Origin of the sequence: Shewanella sp. SM74, assembly GCF_025653725.1 — a bacterium.
GTDB classification, from domain to species: Bacteria; Pseudomonadota; Gammaproteobacteria; order Enterobacterales; family Shewanellaceae; genus Shewanella; species Shewanella oncorhynchi.
The window spans coordinates 83,256-108,680 of record NZ_JAKKRZ010000008.1; the positions used below are offsets into that span (position 1 = coordinate 83,256).

Annotated in this window: 37 protein-coding genes; 9 read left to right on the forward strand and 28 right to left on the reverse strand. The window is 46.7% G+C overall.

Annotation, left to right across the window (positions count from 1 at the left end; genetic code table 11):
- Positions 1 to 29: 29 nt before the first annotated feature.
- Positions 30 to 971 carry a GPO family capsid scaffolding protein gene (locus L5M49_RS10615; protein WP_263266026.1) on the reverse strand — a complete coding sequence of 314 codons (942 nt, stop codon included), beginning with the start codon at positions 969 to 971 and terminating at the stop codon, positions 30 to 32.
- A gap of 191 nt (positions 972 to 1,162) precedes the next feature.
- Between L5M49_RS10615 and L5M49_RS10620 the strand changes: the two genes are divergently transcribed.
- Complete coding sequence (locus L5M49_RS10620) at positions 1,163 to 2,983, forward strand: terminase large subunit domain-containing protein (protein WP_263266027.1); 1,821 nt, start codon at positions 1,163 to 1,165, stop codon at positions 2,981 to 2,983.
- On the forward strand, positions 2,965 to 3,993 hold the full coding sequence (locus L5M49_RS10625) for a phage portal protein (protein ID WP_263266028.1): 1,029 nt from the start codon (positions 2,965 to 2,967) through the stop codon (positions 3,991 to 3,993). Before L5M49_RS10620 ends, L5M49_RS10625 begins: the two co-directional genes overlap by 19 nt.
- A gap of 69 nt (positions 3,994 to 4,062) precedes the next feature.
- Here the strand turns inward: L5M49_RS10625 and L5M49_RS10630 are convergent, their stop codons facing one another.
- Both L5M49_RS10630 and L5M49_RS10635 read right to left on the reverse strand, forming a co-directional pair.
- A complete protein-coding gene (locus L5M49_RS10630) occupies positions 4,063 to 4,395 on the reverse strand; it encodes a hypothetical protein (protein WP_263266029.1) in 333 nt (110 codons plus the stop codon).
- A gap of 42 nt (positions 4,396 to 4,437) precedes the next feature.
- The gene (locus L5M49_RS10635) at positions 4,438 to 4,728 is read right to left on the reverse strand and encodes a DUF4258 domain-containing protein (RefSeq protein ID WP_263266031.1); all 291 of its coding nucleotides are present in this window, start codon (positions 4,726 to 4,728) and stop codon (positions 4,438 to 4,440) included.
- A gap of 201 nt (positions 4,729 to 4,929) precedes the next feature.
- Here L5M49_RS10635 and L5M49_RS10640 point away from each other — a divergent pair, with 201 nt between their 5' ends.
- Entirely contained in the window at positions 4,930 to 5,178 is a 249-nt protein-coding gene (locus L5M49_RS10640; RefSeq protein ID WP_259558638.1) for an ogr/Delta-like zinc finger family protein, read from the forward strand.
- On the opposite strand, the gene L5M49_RS10645 is transcribed toward L5M49_RS10640, so the two are convergent.
- The 17 genes from L5M49_RS10645 to L5M49_RS10725 all read right to left on the reverse strand — a co-directional run bounded on the left by L5M49_RS10645 (position 5,167) and on the right by L5M49_RS10725 (position 14,250).
- The gene (locus L5M49_RS10645; protein WP_259558639.1) at positions 5,167 to 5,313 is read right to left on the reverse strand and encodes a hypothetical protein; all 147 of its coding nucleotides are present in this window, start codon (positions 5,311 to 5,313) and stop codon (positions 5,167 to 5,169) included. The genes L5M49_RS10640 and L5M49_RS10645 overlap by 12 nt on opposite strands.
- 490 nt (positions 5,314 to 5,803) lie before the next feature.
- Positions 5,804 to 6,049: an adhesin biosynthesis transcription regulatory family protein gene (locus L5M49_RS10650; RefSeq protein ID WP_263266032.1), complete on the reverse strand. Its 246-nt coding sequence runs from the start codon at positions 6,047 to 6,049 to the stop codon at positions 5,804 to 5,806.
- Positions 6,046 to 6,240 (reverse strand): hypothetical protein, encoded by a 195-nt coding sequence (locus L5M49_RS10655; protein WP_259567102.1) that lies wholly within the window; start codon positions 6,238 to 6,240, stop codon positions 6,046 to 6,048. Before L5M49_RS10655 ends, L5M49_RS10650 begins: the two co-directional genes overlap by 4 nt.
- Entirely contained in the window at positions 6,237 to 7,607 is a 1,371-nt protein-coding gene (locus L5M49_RS10660) for a DNA cytosine methyltransferase (RefSeq protein ID WP_263266033.1), read from the reverse strand. Before L5M49_RS10660 ends, L5M49_RS10655 begins: the two co-directional genes overlap by 4 nt.
- On the reverse strand, positions 7,600 to 7,968 hold the full coding sequence (locus tag L5M49_RS10665; protein ID WP_263266034.1) for a hypothetical protein: 369 nt from the start codon (positions 7,966 to 7,968) through the stop codon (positions 7,600 to 7,602). Before L5M49_RS10665 ends, L5M49_RS10660 begins: the two co-directional genes overlap by 8 nt.
- A complete protein-coding gene (locus tag L5M49_RS10670; protein WP_263266035.1) occupies positions 7,955 to 10,270 on the reverse strand; it encodes a replication endonuclease in 2,316 nt (771 codons plus the stop codon). Before L5M49_RS10670 ends, L5M49_RS10665 begins: the two co-directional genes overlap by 14 nt.
- Complete coding sequence (locus L5M49_RS10675) at positions 10,270 to 10,509, reverse strand: hypothetical protein (RefSeq protein ID WP_263266036.1); 240 nt, start codon at positions 10,507 to 10,509, stop codon at positions 10,270 to 10,272. The genes L5M49_RS10670 and L5M49_RS10675 overlap by 1 nt, the downstream gene beginning before the upstream one ends.
- A complete protein-coding gene (locus L5M49_RS10680) occupies positions 10,506 to 10,937 on the reverse strand; it encodes a hypothetical protein (protein WP_263266037.1) in 432 nt (143 codons plus the stop codon). The genes L5M49_RS10675 and L5M49_RS10680 overlap by 4 nt, the downstream gene beginning before the upstream one ends.
- Positions 10,934 to 11,386, reverse strand: coding sequence for a hypothetical protein (locus tag L5M49_RS10685; RefSeq protein ID WP_263266038.1), 453 nt, complete (start codon positions 11,384 to 11,386; stop codon positions 10,934 to 10,936). The genes L5M49_RS10680 and L5M49_RS10685 overlap by 4 nt, the downstream gene beginning before the upstream one ends.
- A complete protein-coding gene (locus L5M49_RS10690; RefSeq protein WP_263266039.1) occupies positions 11,383 to 11,616 on the reverse strand; it encodes a hypothetical protein in 234 nt (77 codons plus the stop codon). The genes L5M49_RS10685 and L5M49_RS10690 overlap by 4 nt, the downstream gene beginning before the upstream one ends.
- A complete protein-coding gene (locus tag L5M49_RS10695; protein ID WP_263266040.1) occupies positions 11,613 to 11,858 on the reverse strand; it encodes a hypothetical protein in 246 nt (81 codons plus the stop codon). Before L5M49_RS10695 ends, L5M49_RS10690 begins: the two co-directional genes overlap by 4 nt.
- Positions 11,855 to 12,370, reverse strand: coding sequence for a hypothetical protein (locus L5M49_RS10700; RefSeq protein WP_263266041.1), 516 nt, complete (start codon positions 12,368 to 12,370; stop codon positions 11,855 to 11,857). The genes L5M49_RS10695 and L5M49_RS10700 overlap by 4 nt, the downstream gene beginning before the upstream one ends.
- Positions 12,367 to 12,648, reverse strand: a complete 282-nt coding sequence (locus tag L5M49_RS10705) for a hypothetical protein (RefSeq protein ID WP_263266042.1) — start codon at positions 12,646 to 12,648, stop codon at positions 12,367 to 12,369. Before L5M49_RS10705 ends, L5M49_RS10700 begins: the two co-directional genes overlap by 4 nt.
- A 2-nt stretch (positions 12,649 to 12,650) precedes the next feature.
- Complete coding sequence (locus L5M49_RS10710) at positions 12,651 to 12,890, reverse strand: hypothetical protein (RefSeq protein WP_263266043.1); 240 nt, start codon at positions 12,888 to 12,890, stop codon at positions 12,651 to 12,653.
- Between the two features lie 62 nt (positions 12,891 to 12,952).
- Positions 12,953 to 13,426 (reverse strand): hypothetical protein, encoded by a 474-nt coding sequence (locus L5M49_RS10715; protein ID WP_263266044.1) that lies wholly within the window; start codon positions 13,424 to 13,426, stop codon positions 12,953 to 12,955.
- A 12-nt stretch (positions 13,427 to 13,438) separates the two neighbouring features.
- On the reverse strand, positions 13,439 to 13,990 hold the full coding sequence (locus tag L5M49_RS10720; protein WP_263266045.1) for a phage regulatory CII family protein: 552 nt from the start codon (positions 13,988 to 13,990) through the stop codon (positions 13,439 to 13,441).
- Between the two features lie 47 nt (positions 13,991 to 14,037).
- Complete coding sequence (locus tag L5M49_RS10725; RefSeq protein WP_259567083.1) at positions 14,038 to 14,250, reverse strand: DNA-binding protein; 213 nt, start codon at positions 14,248 to 14,250, stop codon at positions 14,038 to 14,040.
- A gap of 81 nt (positions 14,251 to 14,331) precedes the next feature.
- On the opposite strand from L5M49_RS10725, the gene L5M49_RS10730 reads away from it, so the two are divergent.
- The 5 genes from L5M49_RS10730 to L5M49_RS10750 all read left to right on the forward strand — a co-directional run bounded on the left by L5M49_RS10730 (position 14,332) and on the right by L5M49_RS10750 (position 18,220).
- Positions 14,332 to 15,045, forward strand: a complete 714-nt coding sequence (locus L5M49_RS10730) for a helix-turn-helix transcriptional regulator (RefSeq protein ID WP_263266046.1) — start codon at positions 14,332 to 14,334, stop codon at positions 15,043 to 15,045.
- Positions 15,046 to 15,057: 12 nt separating this feature from the next.
- Positions 15,058 to 16,110 (forward strand): WYL domain-containing protein, encoded by a 1,053-nt coding sequence (locus L5M49_RS10735; RefSeq protein ID WP_263266047.1) that lies wholly within the window; start codon positions 15,058 to 15,060, stop codon positions 16,108 to 16,110.
- A complete protein-coding gene (locus L5M49_RS10740) occupies positions 16,110 to 17,159 on the forward strand; it encodes a tyrosine-type recombinase/integrase (RefSeq protein WP_263266048.1) in 1,050 nt (349 codons plus the stop codon). The genes L5M49_RS10735 and L5M49_RS10740 overlap by 1 nt, the downstream gene beginning before the upstream one ends.
- A gap of 433 nt (positions 17,160 to 17,592) precedes the next feature.
- Complete coding sequence (locus L5M49_RS10745) at positions 17,593 to 17,865, forward strand: Rho-binding antiterminator (protein WP_105251101.1); 273 nt, start codon at positions 17,593 to 17,595, stop codon at positions 17,863 to 17,865.
- 13 nt (positions 17,866 to 17,878) lie between these two features.
- A complete protein-coding gene (locus L5M49_RS10750) occupies positions 17,879 to 18,220 on the forward strand; it encodes a hypothetical protein (protein WP_263266049.1) in 342 nt (113 codons plus the stop codon).
- Between the two features lie 162 nt (positions 18,221 to 18,382).
- Here the strand turns inward: L5M49_RS10750 and L5M49_RS10755 are convergent, their stop codons facing one another.
- Positions 18,383 to 18,736 carry a RidA family protein gene (locus L5M49_RS10755; RefSeq protein ID WP_173248029.1) on the reverse strand — a complete coding sequence of 118 codons (354 nt, stop codon included), beginning with the start codon at positions 18,734 to 18,736 and terminating at the stop codon, positions 18,383 to 18,385.
- An 81-nt stretch (positions 18,737 to 18,817) separates the two neighbouring features.
- Positions 18,818 to 20,311: a Na+/H+ antiporter NhaC family protein gene (locus L5M49_RS10760; protein WP_173496157.1), complete on the reverse strand. Its 1,494-nt coding sequence runs from the start codon at positions 20,309 to 20,311 to the stop codon at positions 18,818 to 18,820.
- A gap of 179 nt (positions 20,312 to 20,490) precedes the next feature.
- Here L5M49_RS10760 and L5M49_RS10765 point away from each other — a divergent pair, with 179 nt between their 5' ends.
- Complete coding sequence (locus tag L5M49_RS10765; protein WP_006083484.1) at positions 20,491 to 20,712, forward strand: cell division protein ZapB; 222 nt, start codon at positions 20,491 to 20,493, stop codon at positions 20,710 to 20,712.
- Here L5M49_RS10765 and L5M49_RS10770 read toward each other — a convergent pair.
- The 6 genes from L5M49_RS10770 to L5M49_RS10795 all read right to left on the reverse strand — a co-directional run bounded on the left by L5M49_RS10770 (position 20,709) and on the right by L5M49_RS10795 (position 25,310).
- The gene (locus L5M49_RS10770) at positions 20,709 to 20,921 is read right to left on the reverse strand and encodes a DUF1107 domain-containing protein (RefSeq protein WP_006083486.1); all 213 of its coding nucleotides are present in this window, start codon (positions 20,919 to 20,921) and stop codon (positions 20,709 to 20,711) included. The two genes, L5M49_RS10765 and L5M49_RS10770, sit on opposite strands and share 4 nt — an antisense overlap.
- A gap of 504 nt (positions 20,922 to 21,425) precedes the next feature.
- Positions 21,426 to 22,034 carry a thiol:disulfide interchange protein DsbA/DsbL gene (locus tag L5M49_RS10775; RefSeq protein WP_173496156.1) on the reverse strand — a complete coding sequence of 203 codons (609 nt, stop codon included), beginning with the start codon at positions 22,032 to 22,034 and terminating at the stop codon, positions 21,426 to 21,428.
- Positions 22,035 to 22,163: 129 nt separating this feature from the next.
- A complete protein-coding gene (locus L5M49_RS10780) occupies positions 22,164 to 23,186 on the reverse strand; it encodes a serine/threonine protein kinase (RefSeq protein WP_263266050.1) in 1,023 nt (340 codons plus the stop codon).
- Between the two features lie 2 nt (positions 23,187 to 23,188).
- The gene (locus tag L5M49_RS10785; protein ID WP_263266051.1) at positions 23,189 to 23,521 is read right to left on the reverse strand and encodes a DUF3630 family protein; all 333 of its coding nucleotides are present in this window, start codon (positions 23,519 to 23,521) and stop codon (positions 23,189 to 23,191) included.
- 13 nt (positions 23,522 to 23,534) lie between these two features.
- Positions 23,535 to 24,989 (reverse strand): protein adenylyltransferase SelO, encoded by a 1,455-nt coding sequence (locus tag L5M49_RS10790; RefSeq protein WP_263266052.1) that lies wholly within the window; start codon positions 24,987 to 24,989, stop codon positions 23,535 to 23,537.
- A 9-nt stretch (positions 24,990 to 24,998) separates the two neighbouring features.
- Positions 24,999 to 25,310, reverse strand: a complete 312-nt coding sequence (locus L5M49_RS10795; RefSeq protein ID WP_105250486.1) for a hypothetical protein — start codon at positions 25,308 to 25,310, stop codon at positions 24,999 to 25,001.
- Positions 25,311 to 25,425 lie beyond the last annotated feature (115 nt).

A 25,425-nucleotide genomic window follows, 5' to 3' on the forward strand; every position in this document is an offset into this window, starting at 1 on the left:
GAATTGGTTAATCTGCTTTTTTGCAGCGATTAAACCACTGTAAAGTTGTCGCCTTTACCTGCTGGATTTGGCTCTTGGTTCGGAGCTTCGGCGCTTAATGCGTTGAACTTGGTTTCCATTGCACCCAGCTTTTCGCTAAAGCCTGTGAACATAGTTTCCAGTTTGCTGAACTGCTCGGCGGTGATACCTGTGGCGGCTTTATCGTCGACTTTCTTGTCGGCGTCCGATTCGACTTTTACGTCGTCTTTTTTGTCGGCTTCTGGCTTTTTACCAAAGGTTTCAACTTTGGTTTCCAGTTCAGTTAGCTTGGTGCCAAAGGTGTCGAATTTGCCCATTAAGGCGTCGAATTGCTCTTTGTTCATCGGTTCTTCCTCGGTGTCGGTTGCCGCTGCCTTTGTCGGTTCGGGCGTGGTGTGTTTTTTAAATAAGTCGAGCAGTGCGGCAACAAAGCCTTTTTCCGTGGCTGAGTATTTTTCTGGGTTTTGCTGAGTGGTGTCTTTGATAAAGTCAGAGCTGAGCAGCTCTTCTAATTGGCTGACTTCGTAGTCGTGTTGGGTTTCACCCACGGAGAATTTAAGGCGAGTGGTGCCTGTAGAGGCTGGCGAGTCAGTAACGGCAATACCTTGCAGATAGGCTTTACCTGTGCCTTTGTAGTCGATATTTGGTTCGATTGACATAAACAGCTTTTGGCCGTCTTTGTTGGCTTCTAGCAAGTAGTCGTTAGCGGTTAACTTGACGTATAAGCGCAGCTTGCCACCTGTGGTTGATGCTTTTACTTCGTCAACTGTGCCCCAGTTTTTACCTTCGAACGGCCCCCAGTTTGAGCGGAAGTGCTCAGGCCAAATCATGGCGGTGTATTCATCGGTTGAATACTGGGCGGCCATGTCTTCAATCCACTGTTTAGTAATAGTGCGACCGTCGACGGTAGCGCCTTCGGTTGCTGCGATTACCCAGCCAGTTTGTTTGCTCATGTTTTTGCCTGCCCATTTGCTAAAAAATTACCTGTAAGGACTACAGCTTAAGGCGTTTGCAATGGGCAATCACTGGGCAAACTTCGGCGTAATTCCGATTTTTGCTAAATCGGAATTGATAGGAAAATTAGTCAGTTAATACGGCTCAGCAAACCAATACACTGGCGCTATGTATTCGTTAACGATGGCGTTTGACCGCATTTATGGCCTATTCACCCGAGATCCGCGAGGCAGCAAAACGGCTGTATTTAAAGCGTTGGACGCCCGACGAGATCCGCCTCGATTTAGACCTGCCTAATACCCGCATAATTTATTTTTGGGCGGCGAAATACGGTTGGAGTGATTTGCTGCGCGAGGAAGAAGTCGACGAGGCGATTGCGCGCCGCATTGTGCTGTTGACTGATATTGCGGATAAAAGCGGTAATCAGATAAAAGAGTTAGACATGCTGATTAACCAGCATGTGCGACTTAAAAAACAGCGGGTAGATGCTGAGCGTAAGTTATCATCTGATGATAACCAAGGCTCTGGTGAGCGCCAATCCGGCGCTAAGTCAGGCGCTCATGCAAGTAAGTCGGGAGCTGATAACGGTAAAGCGCCGCGCAATGGCCGCAAGCCTAAAAACGATATTAGCGATTTAACGCCTGAGGATTTCGAACCTTGGGTTGATAGCTTGTTTGATTATCAAAAGCTAATGCGGGCGGTGAAGAATGATCCCACTAAGCCACGAACGCGCAACGTGCTTAAGTCGCGGCAGATTGGTTTTACCTATGGCTGTGCGGGTGAAGCGTTTGAAGATGCGGTACTGACTGGCGAAAACCAGATATTTATCTCAGCTACTCGAGCACAGGCTGAGGTGTTTCGTTCGTACATTATCAAGATCGTGCGTAACTTTTTTGAAATTGAGTTAACAGGTAATCCGATTGTATTAAGCAATGGTGCCGAACTGCACTTTTTAGCGACTAGCGCTAACTCTGCTCAATCCCGCTCTGGCAACGTTTATGTCGACGAATATTTCTGGATTAAAGACTTTAAAAAGGTGAGCGCAGTTGTTACCGCTTGTGCAACTCAAACCCGCTTTCATAAAACTTACTTTTCAACGCCCAGCGCTAAAAACCACCCTGCTTACCCGTTTTGGACTGGTGAAGATTGGAAGGGCGACAATAAAACTCGTGAATTTATTGAATTTCCCAAAGATGCTGAATTAAAAGACGGCGGCCGCGTTTGCCCCGATAAGCAATGGCGCTACATCATTGACGTTGAAACCGCTGTGGCTATGGGTTGCAACTTAATCGACCCTGCAGAGTTGCAAGAAGAATACAGCCCTGAGATTTATGCAAACCTGTATTTGTGTGTGTTCGTTGATGATAGCGCCTCGGTGTTCAAGTTCGATGCACTTTCTAAGCTGATGATTGAGGCGAGCAAATGGCAAGACTTTAAGCCCGGTGAAGCGCGGCCGTTTGGCAATCGTGAAGTGTGGCTTGGTTATGATCCGTCGCGTACTCGTGACAATGCCTGCTTAGTGGTTGTGGCTCCGCCGATTGGTGATAAAGAAAAGTTCCGCTGCCTTGAGCGGCATTACTGGCGCGGGCTCAATTTTCAGCATCATGTGAGCGAAATAGAAAAGGTGTTTAAGCGTTATAACGTGACCTATTTAGGCGTTGATACTACCGGTATTGGTGGCGGTGTTTGGGACACGATTCACGGACTGCACCCACGCGAGGCGGTGGCGATTCATTACAGCAATGAAAATAAAAATCGCCTGGTGATGAAGATGATCGATGTGGTGGAAGGTAACCGCCTGCAACTCGATCAAGATATGAAGGATTTACCTGCGGCGTTTATGGCAATTAAGCGCGGCATGAGTGGCAGCGGCAATATGATGACATTCAAAGCTGATCGCTCTGAAAAGGTCGGCCATGCCGACGGATTTTGGGCGTTAAGCCACGCCATTATCAATGAACCCCTTAACTATTTACATAAGAGAACATCATCATGGGCGATGCAACACTAACGGCCGCGAACGACGACACACTGACCACTGACGCTAACGGCCCCGCTAAAACGGTGGTGTTTAGCATGCCCGAAACCGTGATGCCGAACATGTGGCTGACGGATTATGATTCACTTTATTACAACGAAATGCACGGCTACTGGGAACCGCCAGTCGATAGGCAACTGCTGGCGAACTTGACCCGCCGTAATGCGCAACACGGCGGCATAGTGCAAAGTCGGGCGAATATGGCGACGGCGCGCTATATGGCTGGCGGCATGAGCACGCAGGAAATTGGCGCGGCTTTTTTAAACTGCATTCAGTTTGGCGATGTGGCGTTACTCAAGATCCGCAATGGCTTTGGGCAAGTGCTGCGCTTATTCCCGCTGCCCAGTTACCGGACCCGCGTTGCTGGCGACGGTGGCGCAGTGGTGCTTGAGCGGGAAAATACGGTTAAGACTTATAAAGCCAAAGACATTATTTGGGTGCGAGTGTATGACCCTGTGCAACAAGTGTATGGCTGCCCCGATTATTTAGGCGGCTTACAGTCGGCGCTATTGAATGAAGATTCAACCCTGTTCCGCCGCAAATATTATATTAACGGCGCGCACATGGGCTTTATCTTGTATTCCACTGACCCGAATTTAGATGCGGAAGTCGAGAAAGATATCAAAGAGAAAATCCAAGAATCTAAGGGCGTGGGTAATTTTAAGTCATTGTTTGTGAACATACCGAACGGTAAAGAGAAAGGGATTCAGATTATCCCCGTTGGCAATTTTGAATCGAAAGACGAGTTTTTTAACGTCAAGGCGGTATCGGCGCAAGATGTGTTTAACGCGCATCGGTTCCCCGCGGGTTTGGGCGGGATGATCCCGACGAACACGGCTGGCCTTGGAGACCCTACAAAGTATGATGAAGTGTATTTTAAGAGTGAAACCCGCACGCTGATCAACATGTTTGTGGATGCAGTGAATCGTGACCCCGAGATCGGCAGCAAGTTAAAACTGGTGTTTGATATGGCTACTAACTAAGTAATAAATTTATCGTTATCAATAAAAATAAAAAAACCGCCTTAAAGGCGGTTTTTATAATGTTAAGATTTAATAGCTACTTACTAGCCTATCATCAAGCTCGCTTTCTACTTCAACTTCAACTTGTTGACTCATAGACTCTCTAGCGATCATCTTCATTTCAGCTTCTACGAAGCGCTCTAAGACCCTACGGATAAGAGGTTGATAACCACCTAAACCATTACGTGTAGCCAAATCTTTTAAATCTTGGATTAAAGATTTTTGTAGCCGAATTGAGATCATTTGTAGGGCTAACATATCATCAACTTCTTTAGAGGTGATATCCGTAGCTATCTCTACAAATGCTTCATCACTACCGAGAACTCGGTTTTCCCAATTCTCTACTGTACTTTCAATTTTCATATTCATACCCTTAATCATGAAGAGTTACATCGGTGTATGGATTCATATTTCCTTGGAGAATCGATAATAAATTGCTAACTCTACCTCATTAGGTGGAAACACAGATTTGATGAATAAGTCTTCATCATCTTGTATATAACAAACCTTTAGCTTCAATCCTTTGTCTGTCTCAGAAATAAACCATTTTGTAGGCGGGTCAGTGCGGTTTTCTTCTCGATTATCGATTAAATCTGTATGAGTACGGTTAACGAAGCATTCATAAGCCTCGCTAATGTGTACACCATGCTTATGTAAGAGCTTATCTCTTACCGCCTTCGACATTTTTATCGCCAAATGAGACTCCTTCCTTAGCTTTGGCCGTGTAATATACAACTGCCATTTGCATTTGTATATACAAACTGTATATATGTTTGCTCTAAATAACAACTTTCAATAGTAAATATCTGTTTTACACTAGGTATTTTACTGTTTAAAAAAACAGTACTTTGCCTTACACTATGCACTGTTCATTAAGCAGACGATTGGGAGATCGGTATGCGGATTTTATGCCCTACGTGCCACAAGAAAGCGATTATCGGTAAAACTGACCGCTTAAGCGCTGCCCACGCTAATTTATATTGCTCGTGCACTGACCCCGAATGTGGTCACACATTTGTGACTAATGTGTCGTTTAGCCATACCTTGAACCCTTCCGCAAAAAATACTACCGAGTTGGCAATGGCGTTAGTGAAAGCGCTGTCCCCCGAACAGCGCAAAACTTTGCAACGCGAGTTAGCCTTCTAATCCATCCTGCTGATGGTGTGCAAGCACCTGCGCAATGATTAAGACAGCAAGATCTTTTTGCTTTTCGTTAGTTTGCACCGCGTACAAATCAACCAACATCTGCATTTGTTCTACCAAAATCATCTTTTCATTCATCGTTTTATTCTCATGTTAGGCACACTAACGTCTTTAGTGCCTTACCTATTTTCCACACATTTGATCGGTGCTCGTCTTTCGGAAAATCAAATTTCAAAACTCAAATTTTCATTGCAAATTTTTTTCCTATGCATTGGCTGGGTATAGGCTAGTGAATTTGTTATACGCATGACAATAGGGCTAAGAAGAGTAAAAAATTAACACATAAAAAATTCTCATCTGAATGTTAGTTTTGCATTTAAAAAATGTACTCAGCGATTTATCTTTTTATAAAAAATGAACACTATTTTTCAACTGTTAAAAAACATACTAAAAATCAATAGCATAAAAAAAATTATTTATCTTTCTAACTTTTTTTCTCAAAAAAAAAACGTAACTGTTTACGTAACTGAATGCGTAACTGTTTACGTAACTTATTGACTACTAAATAAGTTTTTATGATCAAAAAAAATGTCATGCGAATAATTACACCACTTTTTTAGTGTTGTTTTTATGCTTTGTTGTTATTCGATGCTGCGTACTTCATGGCAAGATCCGCTTTTTGGTTAAGCGTGGCGAGTGCTTCGCTAAAGTGCTGCTGTGTTACTCCGAAACGGGCATAGGCGCGCTTTGCTGGTAAACCGTCGACAAGGTGCGCCCGTAGCGCATCCTTTTTGGCTTGGCTGCTGATGCTGGTTAGCATTAGCAAGATGTCGAACTGCTGCGCGCTTTCGCAGCCTTGCACGAGTGTTTTCATGCACTTGCCCTCATGGTGTCGATAGCCAGATCAGCAAACGCGATGCTGTTATCAAGGTGAAGTTCTGCCAGCCTTGATACACAAATCAGACATGTGCCGTTGTAACCTGCAGCCCTTTGTGTTGCGGCGAAATAGGCTAATATCGTGTCGTGGTCTGCTTGAGTAAGATCATCTTTAGTCAGTTGCATCATGCCACCTGCTCTATGTTGATTGGTGTTTGATAGTTGGCGCTGACCAGTGCTGCGGCCAGCAATGGCGGTACTGAATTACCACAGCGTGCGACTTGTTTTGCTTTGCTGTATTTCTTGCCAGTGTGATCGACGGCGATGATGTAATCGCTTGGGAATGATTGCGCGGCAAACAGTTCGTGTGGCTCAAACATACGCAAGCCGATATCAATAATTTGATAAGCCTCACCGCGAACCATGACTAGGCCAAAGCAATCACCTGTTCTGATGGTGTGCAATGGTTGGTTGATGTCTTGGCCTATGCCTTGGCCGTAATACTTCATTAAAAATGCACGCACTTCGCCAATGTGGTTACCGCCTGCGGTGATGGTGTGCACTGGTTCATCTGTTGGGAAACCGATATTGGTACCGCGCATTTTAATCATGTGGCTGGTGACTAATGCAAAGTGCCCACCTTTCACCTGGGCGCAAATGGTTCTTAATGGTTCGTCTGCTGGCATGTTGCGTTGGCTGCTGGCATTCGCAAATTCGGTGATTAATGGCACTATCGTCGCTTCTTCTGGGGCGATAAATGGCTCATTTGCATCAATCACAAACTTTTGAATACCTTTAGCGATGCGTTGCATGGTTTTTTCTGCTAACGGCTTATCGCGGTTAAATATCGATTTGCATGGGATTGACCAGTCGATAATGTCTGCGGCGGTTTTCCATGGCTTAAGGGATTTTCCGTTAGCCGGCTGCTTTTTTGGGTTGCCATGTGTCGGCGTTGGAAAGCTAATGGCTTTGCCATCGTTACGCGCTACTAAAAAGAAACGTTTGCGAATTGTTGGGCAGCCATAATCACTGGCGATCAGTTCGCGCCACTCGACTTTATAGCCATGTTGGCGCAGTTGGCGCACAAAGCTGTTAAAGGTTTGCCCTTTGCGTTTTTGACATGGGCGCCCGTCGATTACTGGCCCCCATGTGACAAACTCTTCGACGTTTTCTAGCATGATGATGCGCGGCTTGACTAATGCCGCCCAGCGCATGGCTACCCATGCAAGGCCACGGATTTTCTTTTCTAATGGCTTGCCGCCTGCGGCTTTTGAAAAGTGCTTACAGTCAGGGCTAAACCATGCCAAACCCACTGGCCGACCTGCGCACACTTTAATCGGATCGATATCCCATACTGATTCGCAATAATGCATTGTTAGCGGGTGATTGGTTTTGTGCATGGCAATGGCGTCAGGATCATGGTTGATGGCGATATCCACTGGACGACCAATCGCCATTTCTATGCCTGTTGATGCGCCGCCACCGCCCGCAAAGTTATCGACAACGAGTTCGTGTGCTTCAATATCTAATTCAAATTGGTTATTTCCTCTAAACATTTCCCTTTACCCCTGTTCTATTGGCTAACGCTTGGCGCAGTGCTTCGCGTTCGGCTGGTGTTGGCATGGCTGGCGCATCTTTTGCCGTGCTTGGTTTAGTTGGTTGGCCGCTGGCTTTGACTGCAGCATAGTGGCGCTTGGCGGCGACGATGCCGTTGAGCACGGCGCGGCATAGCTCGCGCTCGGTGTCTGGTTGGCTGGCTATCCACTGGCTGATGCGCTGCTTGCCGTTCGCTTGGCTGCTAAATTGGGTGAGTACCGCCTGGCAGCGTTGATAACGGGCAAGGCACTCGCCTGTTTTTTCATAGGCCGTTTCGATTTTTTGGCGTTCGTCGGTTTTGATCAGGTTAAAAAGGTTCATCGTCGTAGTCCCCTTCGTCATAGGCTGATACGGGTTGCTGAGTTTGTTCGTAAATACCTGGTGATGCGTATTTGTCTTTGCGGTGCAACTCGACAATTTCGCCCAACTGCTTAAGGGCGCGTTTTGCTGTGGCTGGCGTCATTTCTGAGATCCACTGTTCAACGTCGCGGCCTGTGTCGATTAGCTGCCATGCTTGCTGGCGCAGCTGCTTATCGAGTGCTTTATCGCTGGCGCGTTGATACGCATCGAACTGATGATTTAATGCGGCGTCGTCGTAATCGCTGGCGTCTCGCGGATTAAAAGGCTGACGACTGACGATAAGCATGCCGCTGCGCAGCCGAATGAACTGATGCGAGCCATTAACCACGGAATCAATGACAGCCCCCGCACGTAGGCGTTTAAGATCATCCGCGTCGAGTCCCAACTTTTTGCCCTCTTGAATTAAGAGGCGATCCCCTTTTGCGATCTTTTCATTGGTTTTGATCGACTGCGTACAGTTATTGCCAGTGCTCCAAGTGGCGCGGTTGTCACCGCTTTTAGAAGCCAAATCAAAAGCACAATCAAAAGCCAAATCAAAAGCCCGTTCCTCGGCACTGGGTGGTTCTTTGGCTGACTCTGGCGAGCGGATTTCCCAGCCGTCGAGGCGGGTATTGATTGGGGTGTGGTTTTCGAGCGACATCACGCCCATGATTTTTTGCACGTCTTCGCCGTAAGTATTGGCGCCGTCGTGGGTGACTTTGGCGAGTTGCACTGGCCTTTGGGCACGTTTGCAGAATGTGCCGCCCATGACTTCGACATAGCGCGACCAGTTGCTATTGTCGGCGGCGTGGCGTGCCAGCTCGATAATGTCGTCAAAGTCGATGGCTTCACGCAGGCGGCGCAGCTCGCGCCAAACCGTGACGCTAGGACCACCGATTTGTTGAAACTGGCGAATGTTCCATGTGCTGGCCCACGCTGCGACGTTTTGCGCGCCATGCTCGCCGCTGGTTTCGGCTTCGTAGTCGTCATCCACTTGAAAGCCGTCGATATTTTTGGCGATGTATTTAGCGATGTAACCTGTGGCGCTGCCCTTGGATGGATCGATAGTTTTAAAGTCAAAGCGTGGGCGGTAGCCTTGGAAGTTTGTACCGCGCTTGCCCTTAGGTGGGGCGAGTTCTTCTTTGTGATGTTCGAGCGCATAACGGCGCATGATCGAACGCGCTTGGCGCAGTTGTTCCGGTTTGAAAAATAGCAGTAGATGCCAATGTGGCGTGGCGTCGTGGTGCGGCTCGACCACGCGAAAGCCAAATACTTCGATATCTTCGCGGGCTAATTTGCTGCGAGCTTTGGCCCATTGGTGACAAAGATAGGCTTGGGTTTGCTTAGGGGTTGCCCCGTCGTAACGCTTATTTGAGTAAGTTTTACCCTTTTTGCTTTTACCCCATGAGTGATAACGGCTTGGGGCTGTCCATGTGTAAAACTCGCCTACACAGCCTTGCTCGACGGCTAAGTCTTCAAAGCCGCGCATACGGACCATGAGTTCAGCGCGGCGCACTTCTGGGTTAGCAATAGATGCGGCCACGGCATCGGCAAGGCTTAACTCGATGCCGTGTTCTTCATTCACGACCATCATGCTATTTAGCCATGCGGCGTTAGCGCGCTTGCGTGCCTTGTACTGTTTAAAGGCGTGATGGCTGACGTAAGGCGATACCCCGCCGCGCACTTTGCCGACGATGATGGCGACGTGTTCTTCGTAATGGGTATAGGCTTTGTCGAGTTTGCGTTGCCACCAAGCCTCGTCGGTTAGGCGTGCAATCGCGCCCGCGATCATGTCGTACATGGCGGGCGATTCATCAAATAAGCCGCTAGCTTTTTTATCGCCGTAGTTTTTAAAGCTGGGCAACATGGGGCAAAACTGCCATTGGTCGGCGGGTTGTTTTACGCCTTTGAGCAGTTCGAGTGCATCGACTTGCGCTGTGCCAAACTGCGTCATGTTGTTGAGTATGCTGGCGCAACGGTCGGCCCATTCGGTGCCAATGCTGGCGCGGCGGTCGTCGGTTTTTAGGTGATAAATTGGGATCGGGAATTGCTGCATGATGATGCGCAGCGACTTGCAGCGTTTACGCAGCCAAATGTTAGCGCTACGGCCAAGATTGAGCGCTCGGCGCTTGCGGCAGTATTCACGAAACAGGGTTACTGCGACATCTTCGGGTAAGTCGATAAGCTCTTTTACCGACCAGTTTAGGTCGGTAATCGCGTGCGGCGTGGTAAAAATAGCCGTCACATTGACGGCTGATTTGCGGACCAAATCATCGTGAGTCATTAGGCGTCGGCGCCTTCTTCGTCATCGTCTACAAAGTCATTTATATCGATACCGATACAAATGCACTCGGCTGTTGGCGGGGCTGTCATTTGTCGCCAATCAGGCTCTAACCAATCATCTAAAAGCATCTGTGCGGCAAGCTCTCCCATGCGCCCATGCTTGCAAACGTAGTCGATCAGCTCTTGGGCGTATGGGGTGATTTGTGACTGTGATTCTGTGGTTAAAAAGCGAGTGCTCATAAGCCACCCAGCTTTTTAATTTCGCGTGATAATCCTCGTGATAACAAAGCCCACTCGATGGCGTCTTGACGGAAAAATATTTCATCGTCTTGAATACCTGCAATTTTTGCCATCTTCAAAACTTCTTTTGAACGCTCACGCTCTAGATCTGCAAAATTTTTAATGTAGTCCAAGTTAACTGGCTTCATTTTATTGATGGCGCAATAGTGATTAAACTCATCGCGCGTCATCCAAACGAGGTCTTGGCTTGGGAATAGAAACCACTTCTTTTCTATTTTAGCAAAACAGCGGTCAATATTTGCGTGCAATTTTGTTTGCATTTCTTCTGGCGTTGCTGGCTCGCCGACTTGATCGAAACCTGCGAAAAAATCACCGATTTCAGATTGGATAAGCTGTTTAAATTCGATAATTGATTGATGGTCGCTCATAGGCCTACCACCCGTTCAGATAAAACAAGTGATAGCTGATCGAACGCTAAGGCGTCTTTTTTCATCGTCTCATAATGCCCGTAATCGATATCTTCTAAATGCGCCTCTACCTCTAGTATGTAACGCTTAAGTTCTTGGTTTCTATGAAAGACATGTTCTAGGATTCTGCCTAAGTGCCTGACGCTTAAATTGCTTAATGCCTGCGCTGCTTCATAGCTAAAATGTTCTTGTTTAGTTTCGCTAACCTCTACAATTTCAAATCGTTTTTTCTTGGCTTTGAGGTATTCAGTGATTTCATTCAATTTTGCTTCGCTGTTTGAACCGATTAAAAACAATTTTGCGCCAGCTAATGACCACGCCGATTGCACGCTCTTGCCTTTTCCAAATCCGTAAAAATAACGATCACCTGACGGTGTTTTGATTTTGATAGCGACTGTTTTATGGCTCATAGCGTGCCCCTTAATTCTTCCAAACTGATACCCAGCTCTTTGGCAAGAGCAATGTCTTCGATGCGGCGACAGGTTTCACGACTAGCACGCTTTTGCACACTAACGTTGACACGAGTGGCGAACGGCTGGCCGTCGCTGCGAATGCCTGCGTCTTGATAGGCGCGCACGCTGCGCTGCTTGTAGCCGAACTCGGCTAAGATTTGGCTCTGATTTGAATGCGAAAGGCTCATGCGCTGGCCTCCGCTTCGTTTTCTTGTGCTTCTTTGATGCAACTAGGGCATGCCACTGAACAACTTTCATCGGCGATTTCGTAGCTGTGCCAACCTTGTGAAGCGGCCATCGCGGCGGCATCACCGACACTGGCATCAATTTCACTCGCTGCTAGATGGAGTGGCTTTTCACAGAAGAAACAGGTGATCACGTAAAGCGATACGACTCTGATTTCTGATAACTCGACGTTGGCTAATTTCATGCTGCACCGCCTGTACATGAAGCGCTGGCGATTTCTCGATAGCGTGATTCAAACTTTAAAACTCGGCATACTTGGCTTAGGTCAATCTCCATTTTTTCGGCGATTTTATACGGTCTCATCCCTGCTTCACCGAGTTGGCGGCATAGTTCAATGTCGTGATTTGAATGTTTTGCCAATGGGCTCAGTTCGCCATATTTCATAAAGTGAATGCCAAGTGAGTAGGCTTTACCTTTGACTGAACACTCTGTTCTGCTGAGTTCTTCCGCGATGGCTGCTGATGTGTGCGTGACTGATAGCAGTGCTAACTGTTTAATCTCTGCATCCGTCCAAGGTCTTTTAGGTGTTACTGGCTTATTAAATGCCAGTGAAATACCTCTGTATCTGGCTGCTGCCCTTAGTTGCTTTTCGCTTAAGTGGTACTTTGCGCAAATGTCTTTTACAGGCATTTCCCCTGCGTGTTGTAGTGCCAACACATTTACAGGATTCGGCTTGAATTGATTACTGTTTTTCATGCTGCTGCCCTCGCTCTGTAGATTTCTTCCATGTAAAACATGGCGAAATTTAACGAGAGAGTTAATGAACCGAGCACAGGATCCGCAAGCACGTAAATGGCGGCGCGCTCTAATCCTTCCCCCACACCGCGATAGGCAGTGGCTGAGCATGGCCGCCCACACAAAAGCGCGTTGGCGTGGCTGGCATACACATATGCCATCTGTTTTCGCATGGCTAAATGCTGCGGATTGCTTACGTCAAATTGCGGCCCGTTGGCCGCTGTGGTTTGTGTGCTCATTATCAGGCCGCCTGTATGCTGTTGACGTGGATGTTGTTGCGGATGGCGATTAAGCGAATGCCAATGGTTTTACCGACGGCTGGCGCGATGATGTCGGCGACTTCTTTGAGTGATTCAAGCGCTACCTGAACCATTTCGCTGTCTGCTGGCGTGGGTAGTTTGAGGGTGGCGATAACGCGGTTGGCCTCGTTAGTGATGGCTTGCGCTGGGGTGATGTGTGCTGCTATGCTTGGTTTCATCATTTGGTGTGTCCTCATTGAATGATTGGGCCATAACCGTTACCGCGGTTGTGGCTTTTTGCTTTCTAGTGTTTTTCAATCTCGTTAATGTCAGCGCTGAGCGAGGCTGCCAGTCTGTTAATTTCTGCAAGTGTGCTATCCACATCGTTATTGATCTCACGTTCTATTGGCGCGGCTTGACTGCGGGCGACGGGTTTAAGTGCGCGTGGCGGGAAAAACTGGTCACGCGATAACGGCACACAGCCAAAGGCTTTGCCGAGATCGAGCAGCGCGATTATCGCCACGCGAATGGCTTCGCGCTCTTCTAAGGTCAGGCTGAGCAATGGCAGGTTGATGTATTTAGCGGGGCGTAAACGGGCGGCAAATAAGATCATCGCGCGCTGTTGCTGATTTAGTTTGTCGTACTGACTTGCTGCGCTGCTTTTACCTAACATGCTGCGCATCGCGGCAATGGCTGCTTGCCCCGCTTCGCCGTGGTGTTCGTTGGCGGCGTGCAGTGGTAATGCGGTTGGCGCTGGCTTAGTTGCTAGTTGCTTCATCTTCATTAATCCTTACATTACGCCCGGCATGGGCATGGTTTGCACTGCATCAAAAGCGACGGACAACACGGGTATCGCTTGGAATTTCTGTTCAACGTCATGCACAAATAACGCGAGTTGCGACATAGCAACACTGGCGCGCTTTACCGCCTCGTGGCGCATGCGCTCGGTAACGCTGCCGCGACGGGCTTTTACTTCTAACGCCATATTTCCCAGCCAGCCCGCATTAGCGCTGATTTCTAACGCGCGGTCGGTTAACGACATGCGCTCACTGTGGTTTACGTTGTCTATCGAAACGGAGGGCGCACAGCCGAGTTCAAACAACATGCCGTCGATAATGCAGCGATTGCCGCTGGCTTTGGCGATGTCCACGGCTTCGTGGATGCTCAATTGATGCGGTTGATTCAGTAACAATTTATTGCGCAACATTTGCGGGCGATTGAAGTGTGCCGCCTTAGCGATTTCATTCAGTTGCTCGCCATCGGCAAACTGCCTTAGCGCCCCCGCAATGTGCGGTTGGTGCGCTGCTTTGGCTGGTTGTGTGCATGGGCTGGTGCTATACATGGCCGCAAATCTCCGTTTTGCTATTCTCGTGTTGCTGAATACGGCTGTTAATAACCGGCTTGTTCGGCCAGTTGGTTTGCCTGTTTAGTCAGCGCAACCATGTTTATTAGTGGGGTATCTTTTGGGCGAACTTTAGGCGCGATAGGTAATTGACCTTGGCGCGCCATGTCTTGGATCTTGTTAAGCGATAGACCAGACATTGCGGCGTACTGTTGATAAGTGATAAACGGCGCACCGATGTGCAGGACAAGTTCACTCATTTGCTGGTATCCTTCTGTTTATGTGTACCTGTAGCATGTTGGCGCATGTTACTGGTTTAGGTGTTTTCATTTGGTGAGGCTATGATTGATCAAATGTCTGAGCTAGTCAATATCAAACGGTCAACTTTTCGTTACCCATTAGACAAACCTTGCTCGTTTGAAGGTGGCAAGACGATTATTGAACGTTTAATTACATTATTTAAAGTTAGAAATAGAGTTGAACTTGCTGATATTTTGGGCATGACTACTGGCACAATTGCCACTTGGCAAACCCGCGATACGATCCCCTTTGAACTATTGGTAAGAATCCATTTAGCTACTGGTGTATCAATGGATTACCTCTGTTTTGGCGGTGATGACTCATCTATAGATGTGATGGCTCACGCAGTTTCTAATATTTCAGAATATAAAGATGGGAAAGTGATTACTGTTGAAGAACGGCTCGCTACTTATCGCTTACCTTCACTAAAAATATTTTCAATTGAAAATGGTCATTTGAAACCAAACGCTGAAATTTACACCGATAAATCTTTCATGCGAATGGCTGGTGTTAATGGTATTGACACCGATATGGTGATCAAAGATGGTCATGTGCTGCTTTTTATCAACTCAAATGAAACTGCGGTTTCAAATGGCCGCTATTTATTTGCTATCAATCAAACTTACCAAATTGGTGATCTGCGCATGCTGCCAGATGGTTATGTGTATCTGTTCCATGAAGGTGACAAATATCAAGTCGACCCAAACACCACCAAGATCCACGGCAAAGTGGTATCAGTTTTAGAAAAGGTTTAACAAGGAGGTTTTATGAGTGAGCACCTAAAAAATACTAAGGTGATTTGGCAAGGACAAACTAAGACTGTTGAGTTTTCTTATGTTGATTTTCAAGGTAATAAAACAAGACGTAAAGTTGATGTTAGTCATGTTCTTTTTGATGCCGATAATAATTACCTGTATTTACAGGGGCATTGTCACTTAAAGAACGCTGAACGTCATTTTAGAGTCGATAAAATTGTTACAATGTTACTTGTTGGCTCAAAAAGAATTGACGTTCACGAGTGGTTATCTGAATCACTTGGTATTGATGATTGTTATTTTGATGGCACCTACTCAACAGATAAATCATCGACTACTGACCATTTTAAAGATCCTGAGACAGCCGCTTTACTAAAAAAAGTTGTTGATCAAGGAAATGGCAGAAATAGCCAAATCCCACTTTATGCTAAAACTACCCCTGAGCCATCAAACCGAAAAATAAGCCTAATTCTTGGCATTGGTATTTTCTTTATACCTGTGATTTTCTCATGGGTGACGTTGAAAAAAGGCTATTCAACTAAGGCGAGAATAATTTCTTTTGTTTGGCTTAGTGTTTTCGGCATTCTCACGTTATTGTCCGATGATAAAAAAACGGCTGCTATGCCTCCCGCTGTTCATACTCAACCTAAAAACACAATTGATACTGTCGTTAAAGCTAATGATTTTGAAGGTTTATCTGATTGTAAACTAGCTCAATTCATCATAAAAGATTACATGCCGCTGATGATTTCACTCGGTAAGTTTATTGATGAAAACCCGAACATGACTTATCAGCAAACTAATGTTTGGAAACAAACGGTTAATTTTGATGCTGTGCTTGCTGAGATAGATGCTAAATATCCTGTCATTACTAGAAGCGATATGCACAACGCACAAGTTGCTAAAGGTTTAAATTTTAGAGTTGGACAAATATGGCGTGATCTCTTCTTTAGCCTTAAAAAATCAAATAATGAAGGCCCACTTAAATTAGACCAGTTTCAACTTGTTCAAGATGAACTAACCCAAATTACAGCTAATTGTGCAGTTGAATTTGGTGACAAATAATGTCTGTTCGTAATCTAAAAGACGGCACCGATAAACCTTGGCTATGTGAGTGCTACCCGAACGGCCGAGAAGGTCGACGGGTGCGCAAGAAGTTTGCGACTAAAGGCGAGGCCACGGCGTTCGAGTTGTTCACCATGAAAGCGGTGAACGATAAGCCTTGGTTGGGTGAAAAGGCGGATAACCGCCGTTTGTCTGAGTTAATCCAGCGTTGGCATGACTTGCACGGCAGGCAGTTGAACTCGACGTATGGACGTATGCGGCGAATGCAGATTTTTTGCAAAGTGCTCGAAGATCCTATCGCGAACAGCATCACGGCAAATGACTTTGCCAACTTCCGAAATTTACGCATGAATGGCGACTTTGTAGACGAGCGCAATCGCTCTCGCATGGTGAGCCCGTCTTCGCTTAACACTGATTTATCTTACCTTAAAGCCATGTTTAATGAATTGCGCCGACTGGGTGAGTGGAAGTATCCCAACCCGTTGGCTGATGTTAAGCCGTGGCGCACTGATGAATTAGAACTGAGTTATTTGCACACTGAAGATTTACCGAAGTTATTGCATGAGTGCGAGCAAGCCATTAACCCGCACTTAATCTTAATTGTTGAGATTTGCCTGTCCACTGGATGCCGTTGGTCTGAGGCGGCAAACTTAAAAGGCTCACAAGTTAAGAATGGGCGGATTACGTTTATCAAAACGAAAGGCAAACGCAATCGAACAGTGCCGATCAGTGATGAATTGTTTAATAAGATACCCAAGAAAAACGGCCCATTATTTAGTGTTCCTCGCCACGATTTTGCATCGGCAGTCAAACGTGCTGGGCTCACGTTCCCAAAAGGCCAGATGACGCATATTTTACGCCATACTTTTGCATCACATTTTATGATGAACGGCGGGAATATTATTGTTTTACGCGATATTTTGGGGCACACAAATATTGAGTTAACGATGCGCTATGCCCATTTTGCACCTGAGCATTTAGACGATGCTATCACTAAAAATCCGCTGGCAAATCTTGATAGAAAGTGGCGACAAAGTGGCGACGTTTAAATACAACATGCCATAACATACCACAACATAACGCCTATAAATGATTGATATAACTGTAAGTTACTGTTTTTACGCATACTTATAAGTTATAAGTTATTTCCATCGCATACCACCTTGATTACTGAACAAGCAGACTAGGGAGCGACAGGAATAAAGTCAAGAGGGGCGCGCATATCTATACCCAAACAACCTGAAGATGCAGAATTCAGCGGCTGATTTTAATGATTAAGCAACACACTTTAGGTAAGGCCATTTATTGCTCCTGCATAAATGGCATTCACGCCATTCATGGCGATTGTGGTTATTTGCAGACCTAGCGGGCTAAGTTAAAAATAACCAATACGGCCTCAGAGACAGGATAAAACAATCCACAATAATGCCAATGGCAAGTATTTTTGCCACAATAGGGTCGAACTCCCAATGAGATGATTCAATGTCAGATTATAAAATGATCCCCTGCGCCCACTACGACTATCTCGAACTCGCCTGTCTGCGTGGTTATCAACTCAACATTGAGCTTATTGATGGCACCCAGTGCCAAGGTAAAGCCATCACCACGCAGACAAGAGCCGACAAAACTGAGTGGCTTATCATCCAACTGCAACAAACTAAACAATCCCTTAGACTCGACCATATCGCCGCCATCACGCCCCTCGAGCCTAATGCTGAATTTAGCCGAGTACTCATTGCGGCCAAGCAACCCTAGCAAAGGATATAACATGGCAACTATGATTTTATCGGTTGAAATCGGTCACTGGATCGGTGGGCATAACGGCCAATACCCTCATCTCATTGAATTTGATATGGCACATCTGGATAGACCCTTTCAGGTCAGCGAAGGTTGGGGGCATGGTTTAGGAGGCTCCGCTTACTCACTCGCACAATTTGTCGAAACGCCTTATTTCCTCAAACTCAAAACCGAGGCTCCTTGGGCGTTTGCCATTATCGAACAAGGCTTAGCCCAACAAGATATTGAGACTATCGCCACCGCACTCTCAGAACAATATGGGGATCATCCGCCGCTTGTCCCTACACATTTAATGGAATACTTATTAAATTAAAGCTAAAGAGCTTTATTAGAAGAGAGTGGACGTGCTGAACAATACAGGTTTAGTTAGTGAGGTGTATTGCAGAAAAGCTTCACCGAGTCATGACACTCGGTGACAGGATTCGAAATAGGGATCGAAACAGGCTTCTAAACGGGACGAAAAATAGCTTAGCGCTTAAACCGCAACCGCCGCAATCACTGAGACTTCAACCAAATATTCTGGCTCGGCAATAGCGGCTTGCACACAAGCACGGGCTGGCGCATGACCTTTAGGCACCCAAGCATCCCATACCGCATTCATCGCATCATAATCACCCATATCTTTCAGATAAATAGTCGCTGACAGTAAATGCTCACGCGAACTTCCCGCCTGCGCTAACAAGGTATCGACCTCCTCAAGCATAGTGACAGTTTGCTCGGTGATGCCTTGATACTTGTCCTTCGCCACTTGACCACACAGATACACAGTACCTTGGTGGATCACTATACTGCTCATGCGGGTACCTACATCTAAACGGGTAATACTCATATTGATAATCTCTTAAATCAGATGCACTTAAATAAATGGCTCAGCAAGAACCGAATCGGCTATTTTAACGATAAACAGGCTTTATGTCTGCGCCACGAATCTGGGCAAAGGTGAATAAAAACGTGCCATCAAGGCAAATAATCCTAGGCTACAGCTCACCACGGCCAGCCACACTAACGGCGTCGCCACGGCTAAATTGACTAATTGAAATCCGACTAAGGCTGCGCATGCCGCGATCAAAGCAAAGGGCAACTGAGTCACCACATGGTCATGGGGAGCGCAACCTGAGCTGGTCGCACTGAGCACGCTGGTATCTGAAATGGGCGAGCAGTGGTCGCCAAATACCGACCCCGCCATCACAGCGCTCAGTACAGGTAACAATAAATGAGGATCTAAGTTATGGGCAATCTCTGCGCCAATAGGGATCATAATTGCAAATGTTCCCCAGCTTGAACCCGTCGCAAAAGCCATTATCGCGCAGAGTAAAAACATTCCCGCTACCAGCAGGTGCGGAGAAAGATAAGCCTTAGCCCAAGCAGCCAACAATTTAGCGACGCCAAGATCTTGGATCACAGCGCCAATCATCCAAGTGCAGAGTAAAATCGCAATGGCGAAGGCGATCATGCGAACTCCGTGGCTCAAATCCCCCACTAACGCCGTTAAACGTCGCCCAGACAAGCCTAACATGGCAAGAGTGACTAAGGTTGCCAACAAACAAGCATCGCGCATAGAAGCGCCAATATCAGCCTTAGCAAGCCAAAGTGACACATCCCAAGAAGAGACCTGCTGAGCCCCCGACCACAAAGTTAATCCCACTGAAGCAGACAGCAGAGTCAGCATAGGGATTGCGAGCAGCCAAGGATTTCCCTTAACCTCGACCGTATTGGAGGATTCCACAGCAGTAGCAGCAACAAAAGAGTGAAAACCTACGCCATACCAAGCGACGAGCACGGACAAGCCTAAGGTCACTATGGCGTAAAAGTTAAATAAGGCCACCTCAATAAAGGCTTCCAGCGGCGACACGGGCAAAAAGCTGATCCCCGCGATAAGCGCCATCACATAGGGGCCCCAACTGGAGAAAGGCAATAGCGCGCATAAAGGCGAAGCATTGGAATCAACTAAATAGGCGAGCTGCTCATGGCGAATACCATAACGCTGGCTGAGCGGCTGACACACATGGCCGACAGCAAGACAACTGAAAATCCCATCGATAAACACTAACCAACCAAGAAATACGACCCCAAGACGCGCCTGACGTTCAGTACGAATACGGCTATATAGCCAATCACCAAACTGACCCACGGCACCACCACGTGCTAACAATTGCGTCATGCTACCGAGCAGTAACATGGCGAACAGCACATTGAGATGCCACGCTTGCCAAGCACCTTGGGCATAAAATTGTTTTACACCGATATCAAGCAAATACAACCCCGTTTGCAGCGGGTCAAATTGGGCGATCAATAGGGCGCCAGAGACGATACCAACGCCTAACGCCACCAGCGTGCGGCGTAAAAATAGGGCTAAGGTTAAGGTCAACAGTAACGGGAGTATGGCGAGCAGACTAGGCGACATGGACCATTCCGATAAAAAATAAAACCAAGAATACTAACGAGTTAATAACAAATGCAAAAAAACTTAATTTAGAACCCAGTAATAGGGTGTTTTTTAACCAAACGGCAAGAATCGCTATTCCTTAAGTTCTAGGCACTGCTAGAATCACAGTCCCATCCAGAAACCATAGGACTCTCCAGATGAGCCTTGAATTACTGTCCAAACTGGAAACCAAAATCCAGGCTGCACTCGAAACTATCGAGCTTCTAAAAATGGAGCTTGAAGAAGAGAAGCAAAAAGCGTCTACGCTGAGTGAGCACAATCAACAATTGAATGCGCAAAACCAGCAACTACAAGAAGAACTCACTTCTTGGAACGAAAAAGTGACTGGCCTTGTTGGCTTGTTAAACAGCGAAATCTAAACTGCATTAGTTTGATGATGCTGCGCTTCGATCAGTTCGTTCAATTCTAAAATAGCCTGCTTCACTTTTGGCAGGCTTTTTCTTGGCAGTAAAAACCGTCCCTTCTCAAATTCCAATCGTCCTAAATCTTTAACCCAAATAACACCAGTGAGAAAAATACGCGCGTGCTTAACGATAAGCTTAGGTGCGTAGACAGGAAAAACTCTCATATGACCACCTACAAGCATTCTTGTTGTTATTGATTACAGTTGTTTGACAGAAGCTTTGCCACTTGAGTTTCATCGTTAGAGTGGTATTTTTCATCTTTTATCACCAAAAATACTTAATCGTTTGATTTAGTTAAACTATGAATATGTCACCCTGTGAGTAAAAAAGAAGATCGCCATAATAATGTCACTTGCCAATTTTTTGACACTCTGCTAAATTATTAGCGTTACTCAGGGTAAAAATGAGTCCTCTGGCTCAAGTCCGTACTTTCTTTTACAAGAAGTACGGTTTTTTTTGCCCATTTTTTGCCTCGTCTTTATTCAATAAGTTCAAACGACTAGCCTACAGAGGCCTAACTCAGTACGTTAAACTCCCTATCAAAGCGCTATTTGCCTTGTTGTTGCCAACCGCCCAATAAAAAAGAGCCCTTAGGCTCTCTTTAACATGCAATCGATACAGCATTATCATCCGCTCATATGACAGCAGTGCGGGTAACGCCTATCGAACTATTTTTTTGCTAGGTAGAAAGCAATTTCTAACAGCTCGTCGTAGGATTTGATTGCCCCTGTTTCAACACGGTACTTACCGTTAACAACCAGAGCAGGTACACCCGTTAGCTTAGCGTTTTCAGTATCACGCTTCATCTTTGCCATTTGTGCCTTTACCATGAAAGACTCTGCGGCCGCATCGAAGGTTTTACCATCGACACCGTTAGCAATAAACACAGCACGAACATCATCGCGATTAGTAAAATGCTGTTTCTTCTCATGAATAGCAGAGAATAACGCCGCATCCATTTTCTCATCGACGTTTAACTGATGTGCGACTGCAAATGCGCGTGACATTTCAACCCCCATCTCTTTGCCGATAAAATCAACGTGTGCTTGGTTAAACGCAACGCCTTCTGGCTTCTCGGTGAGAATTTTTGGCACTACGGTTTTAGAGAAAGTAAAACAATGCGGACAATAGAAAGAGAAAAACTCAGTAATCTCAGGCTTCGCAGTTGCTGGGCCATCGTTAATCACTGTGTAATGCACACCTTCTTGGTATTCCACAGCCGATACTGCCAGTGGCGCCAGTAACAGAGCCGCGGCCATGAGTAATACTTTTTTCATGAAAATTCCTTAAATCATTTTGATAAATTGGCTGGAGACTAACATATTCCATTTTTTGAGTGTAACTCAAGCTTAAGAGTTCAATCTAATGTCACAAGATACGTCTGTGAAATCATATTTTGCTCAATGCTAATACGGCACTAGGCTCAGTGGTGGTTCGCTAAGGGCAAATAATTGCTCTTTGAACGCCAAAATCTGCTGTTCCCAATACTTTTCATCCCCAAACCAAGGGAAGTTCATCGGGAAGGCCGGATCGTCCCAGCGACGGCCAATCCACGCGTTGTAATGCACCATACGCAGCGCCCGCAGCGGTTCAATCAAGGCTAACTGTCTTGTATCAAACTCACAAAATTCTTCATAGGCTTCGAGTAAGATCTCAAGCTGCATCAGTTGCTGCGCTCTATCCCCGGTTAGCATCATCCATAAATCTTGAATCGCCGGCCCCATGCGAGCATCGTCTAAATCGACGAATCCGGGACCGTCTGGCGTCCACAAAATATTGCCTGGGTGTAAATCGCCGTGCAAACGAATGACCGCAAAATCTTGGCGATCCCAAATCGCATTCGCCTTAGCCAGCACCTGCTCTACTACGGTAAAGAACGGCAAGCGTAGGCTATTAGGCACCAGATTAGATTGCTTTAACCACGCGAGCGGCTCGGCGCCTAAAATCTGCGGATTCAGCGGTTCACGTTCAGCAAATACCGTTTGTGCCGCGTACTGGTGTATCCGACCGATGAACCGCCCCACTAATTCCAGCTGCTCTAAATTATCGACTTCGAAGGCGCGACCACCTAAGGAAGGAAACAGGGTAAATCGATAACCTTGGTACTTGTGTAACGTATGGCCTTCGATAATTACAGGTACGGCAATCGGGATATCTTCTGCCGCGAGTGCGAGCGCATAATCATGTTCCTCTTGGATCTGCGCATCGCTCCAACGGTCTGGGCGATAGAACTTCACCACATAGCGCAGTCCTTCATCGCTACGGAACTGATACACGCGGTTCTCGTAACTGTTCAGCGCGAGTAAGCCCGTTTCTGGGTACACGCCCAGACTTTCGATCGCATCTAAGATCAAATCCGGTGTTAGGGCTTGAAAATGGAACTCAGCGCCGCTAGAACTCGTGGCCGGTGGCGTCATATTCTGACTCATATTCAATTCACTCTTAGGTGAGGTTGCAGCAAAATGGCTAAGTATTCCAGCACCTCAAAATCGGCTTCTCGTTCGGTCGAGAGCCAGCAAATGTTGCCGTAAAACTCATAATTGAGCCATAACTGGCTGCCTTCAAATTCTAATAACCATTGGTGCCTATCGGCGCCCCACTGACGCTCGCGCACAGTGCAATCGAGCGCCGCGGCTAAGGGTTCGGCAAAATCGGCGAAACGATCAAAATCGATATCCGCACTGACCGCTAAACTTAAGGCGCTTCTATCTAAGCGAATGGTATCTAAGCTAATGGCTTTTAGGTGCGTGCTTGGTAATTTCATGCTTGTTATCCCATCAACTACTACATGACATGATCAAACCTTGGCCCCAGTCCGGTGGACGCTTGGCCAAGTCTTCATGCTCTGCGTGTTCGGCAAAGGGCTGAGTTAAGATTTTTTGCAGCAAATGCAGCGGCGCAAGATTACCCTCTTCCACTGCGATTATCGCCTCTTGGGCTAAATAGTTACGCAAAATATATTTGGGATTCACACTATTGCGCTCAGTTTGCCACGCTTGGATATCCGCTACTGCGCCCAATCGCTGTTGATAAGCTTGATACCATGCATCAAACTGACTGACATCGATAAAGTCATCCCGTAGCGCACTGTGTTTGCTGGTCGGATCTAACTTACCTAATTGACGCCAAGTCTGAGTGTAATCAAGCTGATTTTTCTCCATCAGCACAGTAAATCGACCTATAAGTTCGAGATCCTGTTTGTCCTGCTCTACCGACGAAACATCAACTGCTGATAGACCTAGTTTTGCCCGCATCAAGCGCAAATAAGGCTGCACTAGCGCCTCTTGGTATTGATTAAGAATGGCAATTAAGTCATCGGATGGGATCACAGGTGTGAGCGCCTGCGCTAAGCGTTGCAAGTTCCACAAACCGACACCCGGCTGCTGACCAAAGGCATAGCGACCTTCGGGATCCGAATGATTACAGATAAAATCCTCTTGGAATGTATCGAGGAACGCAAAGGGACCGAAGTCAAAACTGTCACCCAGAATCGACATATTGTCTGTGTTCATCACGCCATGGGCAAAACCGACCGCCTGCCAGTGAGCAATCATCTTAGCGGTATCTTGCACTACCTGTAAAAACCACGCCTTATAACCTGCGGCATCACAACTCAAATGGGGATAATGCTGAGTAATAGTGAAGTTGAGTAATTGAGTCAGCTTGTCGGCACGGCCGCGCTCACTGTGGCAGAAAAACTCGAAATGACCGAAACGAATGTGGCTGCGGGCTAAACGTACGGTAATGGCTGCGGTTTCTTGGCTCTCACGCCATACGGGCAAGTCAGAGCCAATCACAGCCAAGGCGCGGGTAGTCGGCACATGCAGATGATGCAGCGCCTCAGAGACTAAAAACTCGCGCACCGCGGAGCGCATCACAGCACGGCCATCACCACGGCGCGAATAAGGCGTCGGACCGCCGCCTTTAAGAGCGACATCCCATGCGCCATTTGGACCAATCGCTTCACCTAAAATGATCGAACGTCCATCCCCTAAGCGCGGCGTGTAACCGCCAAATTGGTGGCCGCTATACACTTGGGCATAGTAGGTCGCGCCATCGACGGCAGCATTGCCAGATAAGCCCAATAACAGCTCATCGGTGGGTTGGCTTAAGCCTATCAATTGGGCGGCGTCATTACTCCATGCCAGCCATTCAGGCTTAGTTATCCCTTGTGGATATACTTGCGAGTAAAACTCAGGCAGCTGAGTAAAAAAATCCTGTTTAAACTTCATTTTGTCCACCTATTGGCTCATGGTCTTGCAAACCAGCACCGATTTATCGTCGAACTCGCATAGGTGCCCACATTGATAAGATCCAAGGCCAAAACCACTCACGCCAGAACGACTTAGACGTTGCATACCATGAGCCTTGCTCTGGCATTGCTCTAGAGAATCGTAGTAACCATTAATATCTTCGGCCTGCAAAGGTGTCACCGGAATGGCACTCACATCGGGATAATAAAATAGGGTCCATTCTGGGGTTTTAGTACAGCCACTGAGTAGCAATAATCCAAGCCCGAATAAGACATTCGGTAAGGCATAGCTTAGTTTCATTTTTCCCCTATTAAGCCCATAAAAAAAGCGAACCTTAGTTCGCCTTTTGCGCATTCAGTTAGCAGGGATTCTACACTGCTTAGACGAGGGAAATAACCGCTTTTCGACTAAGGGT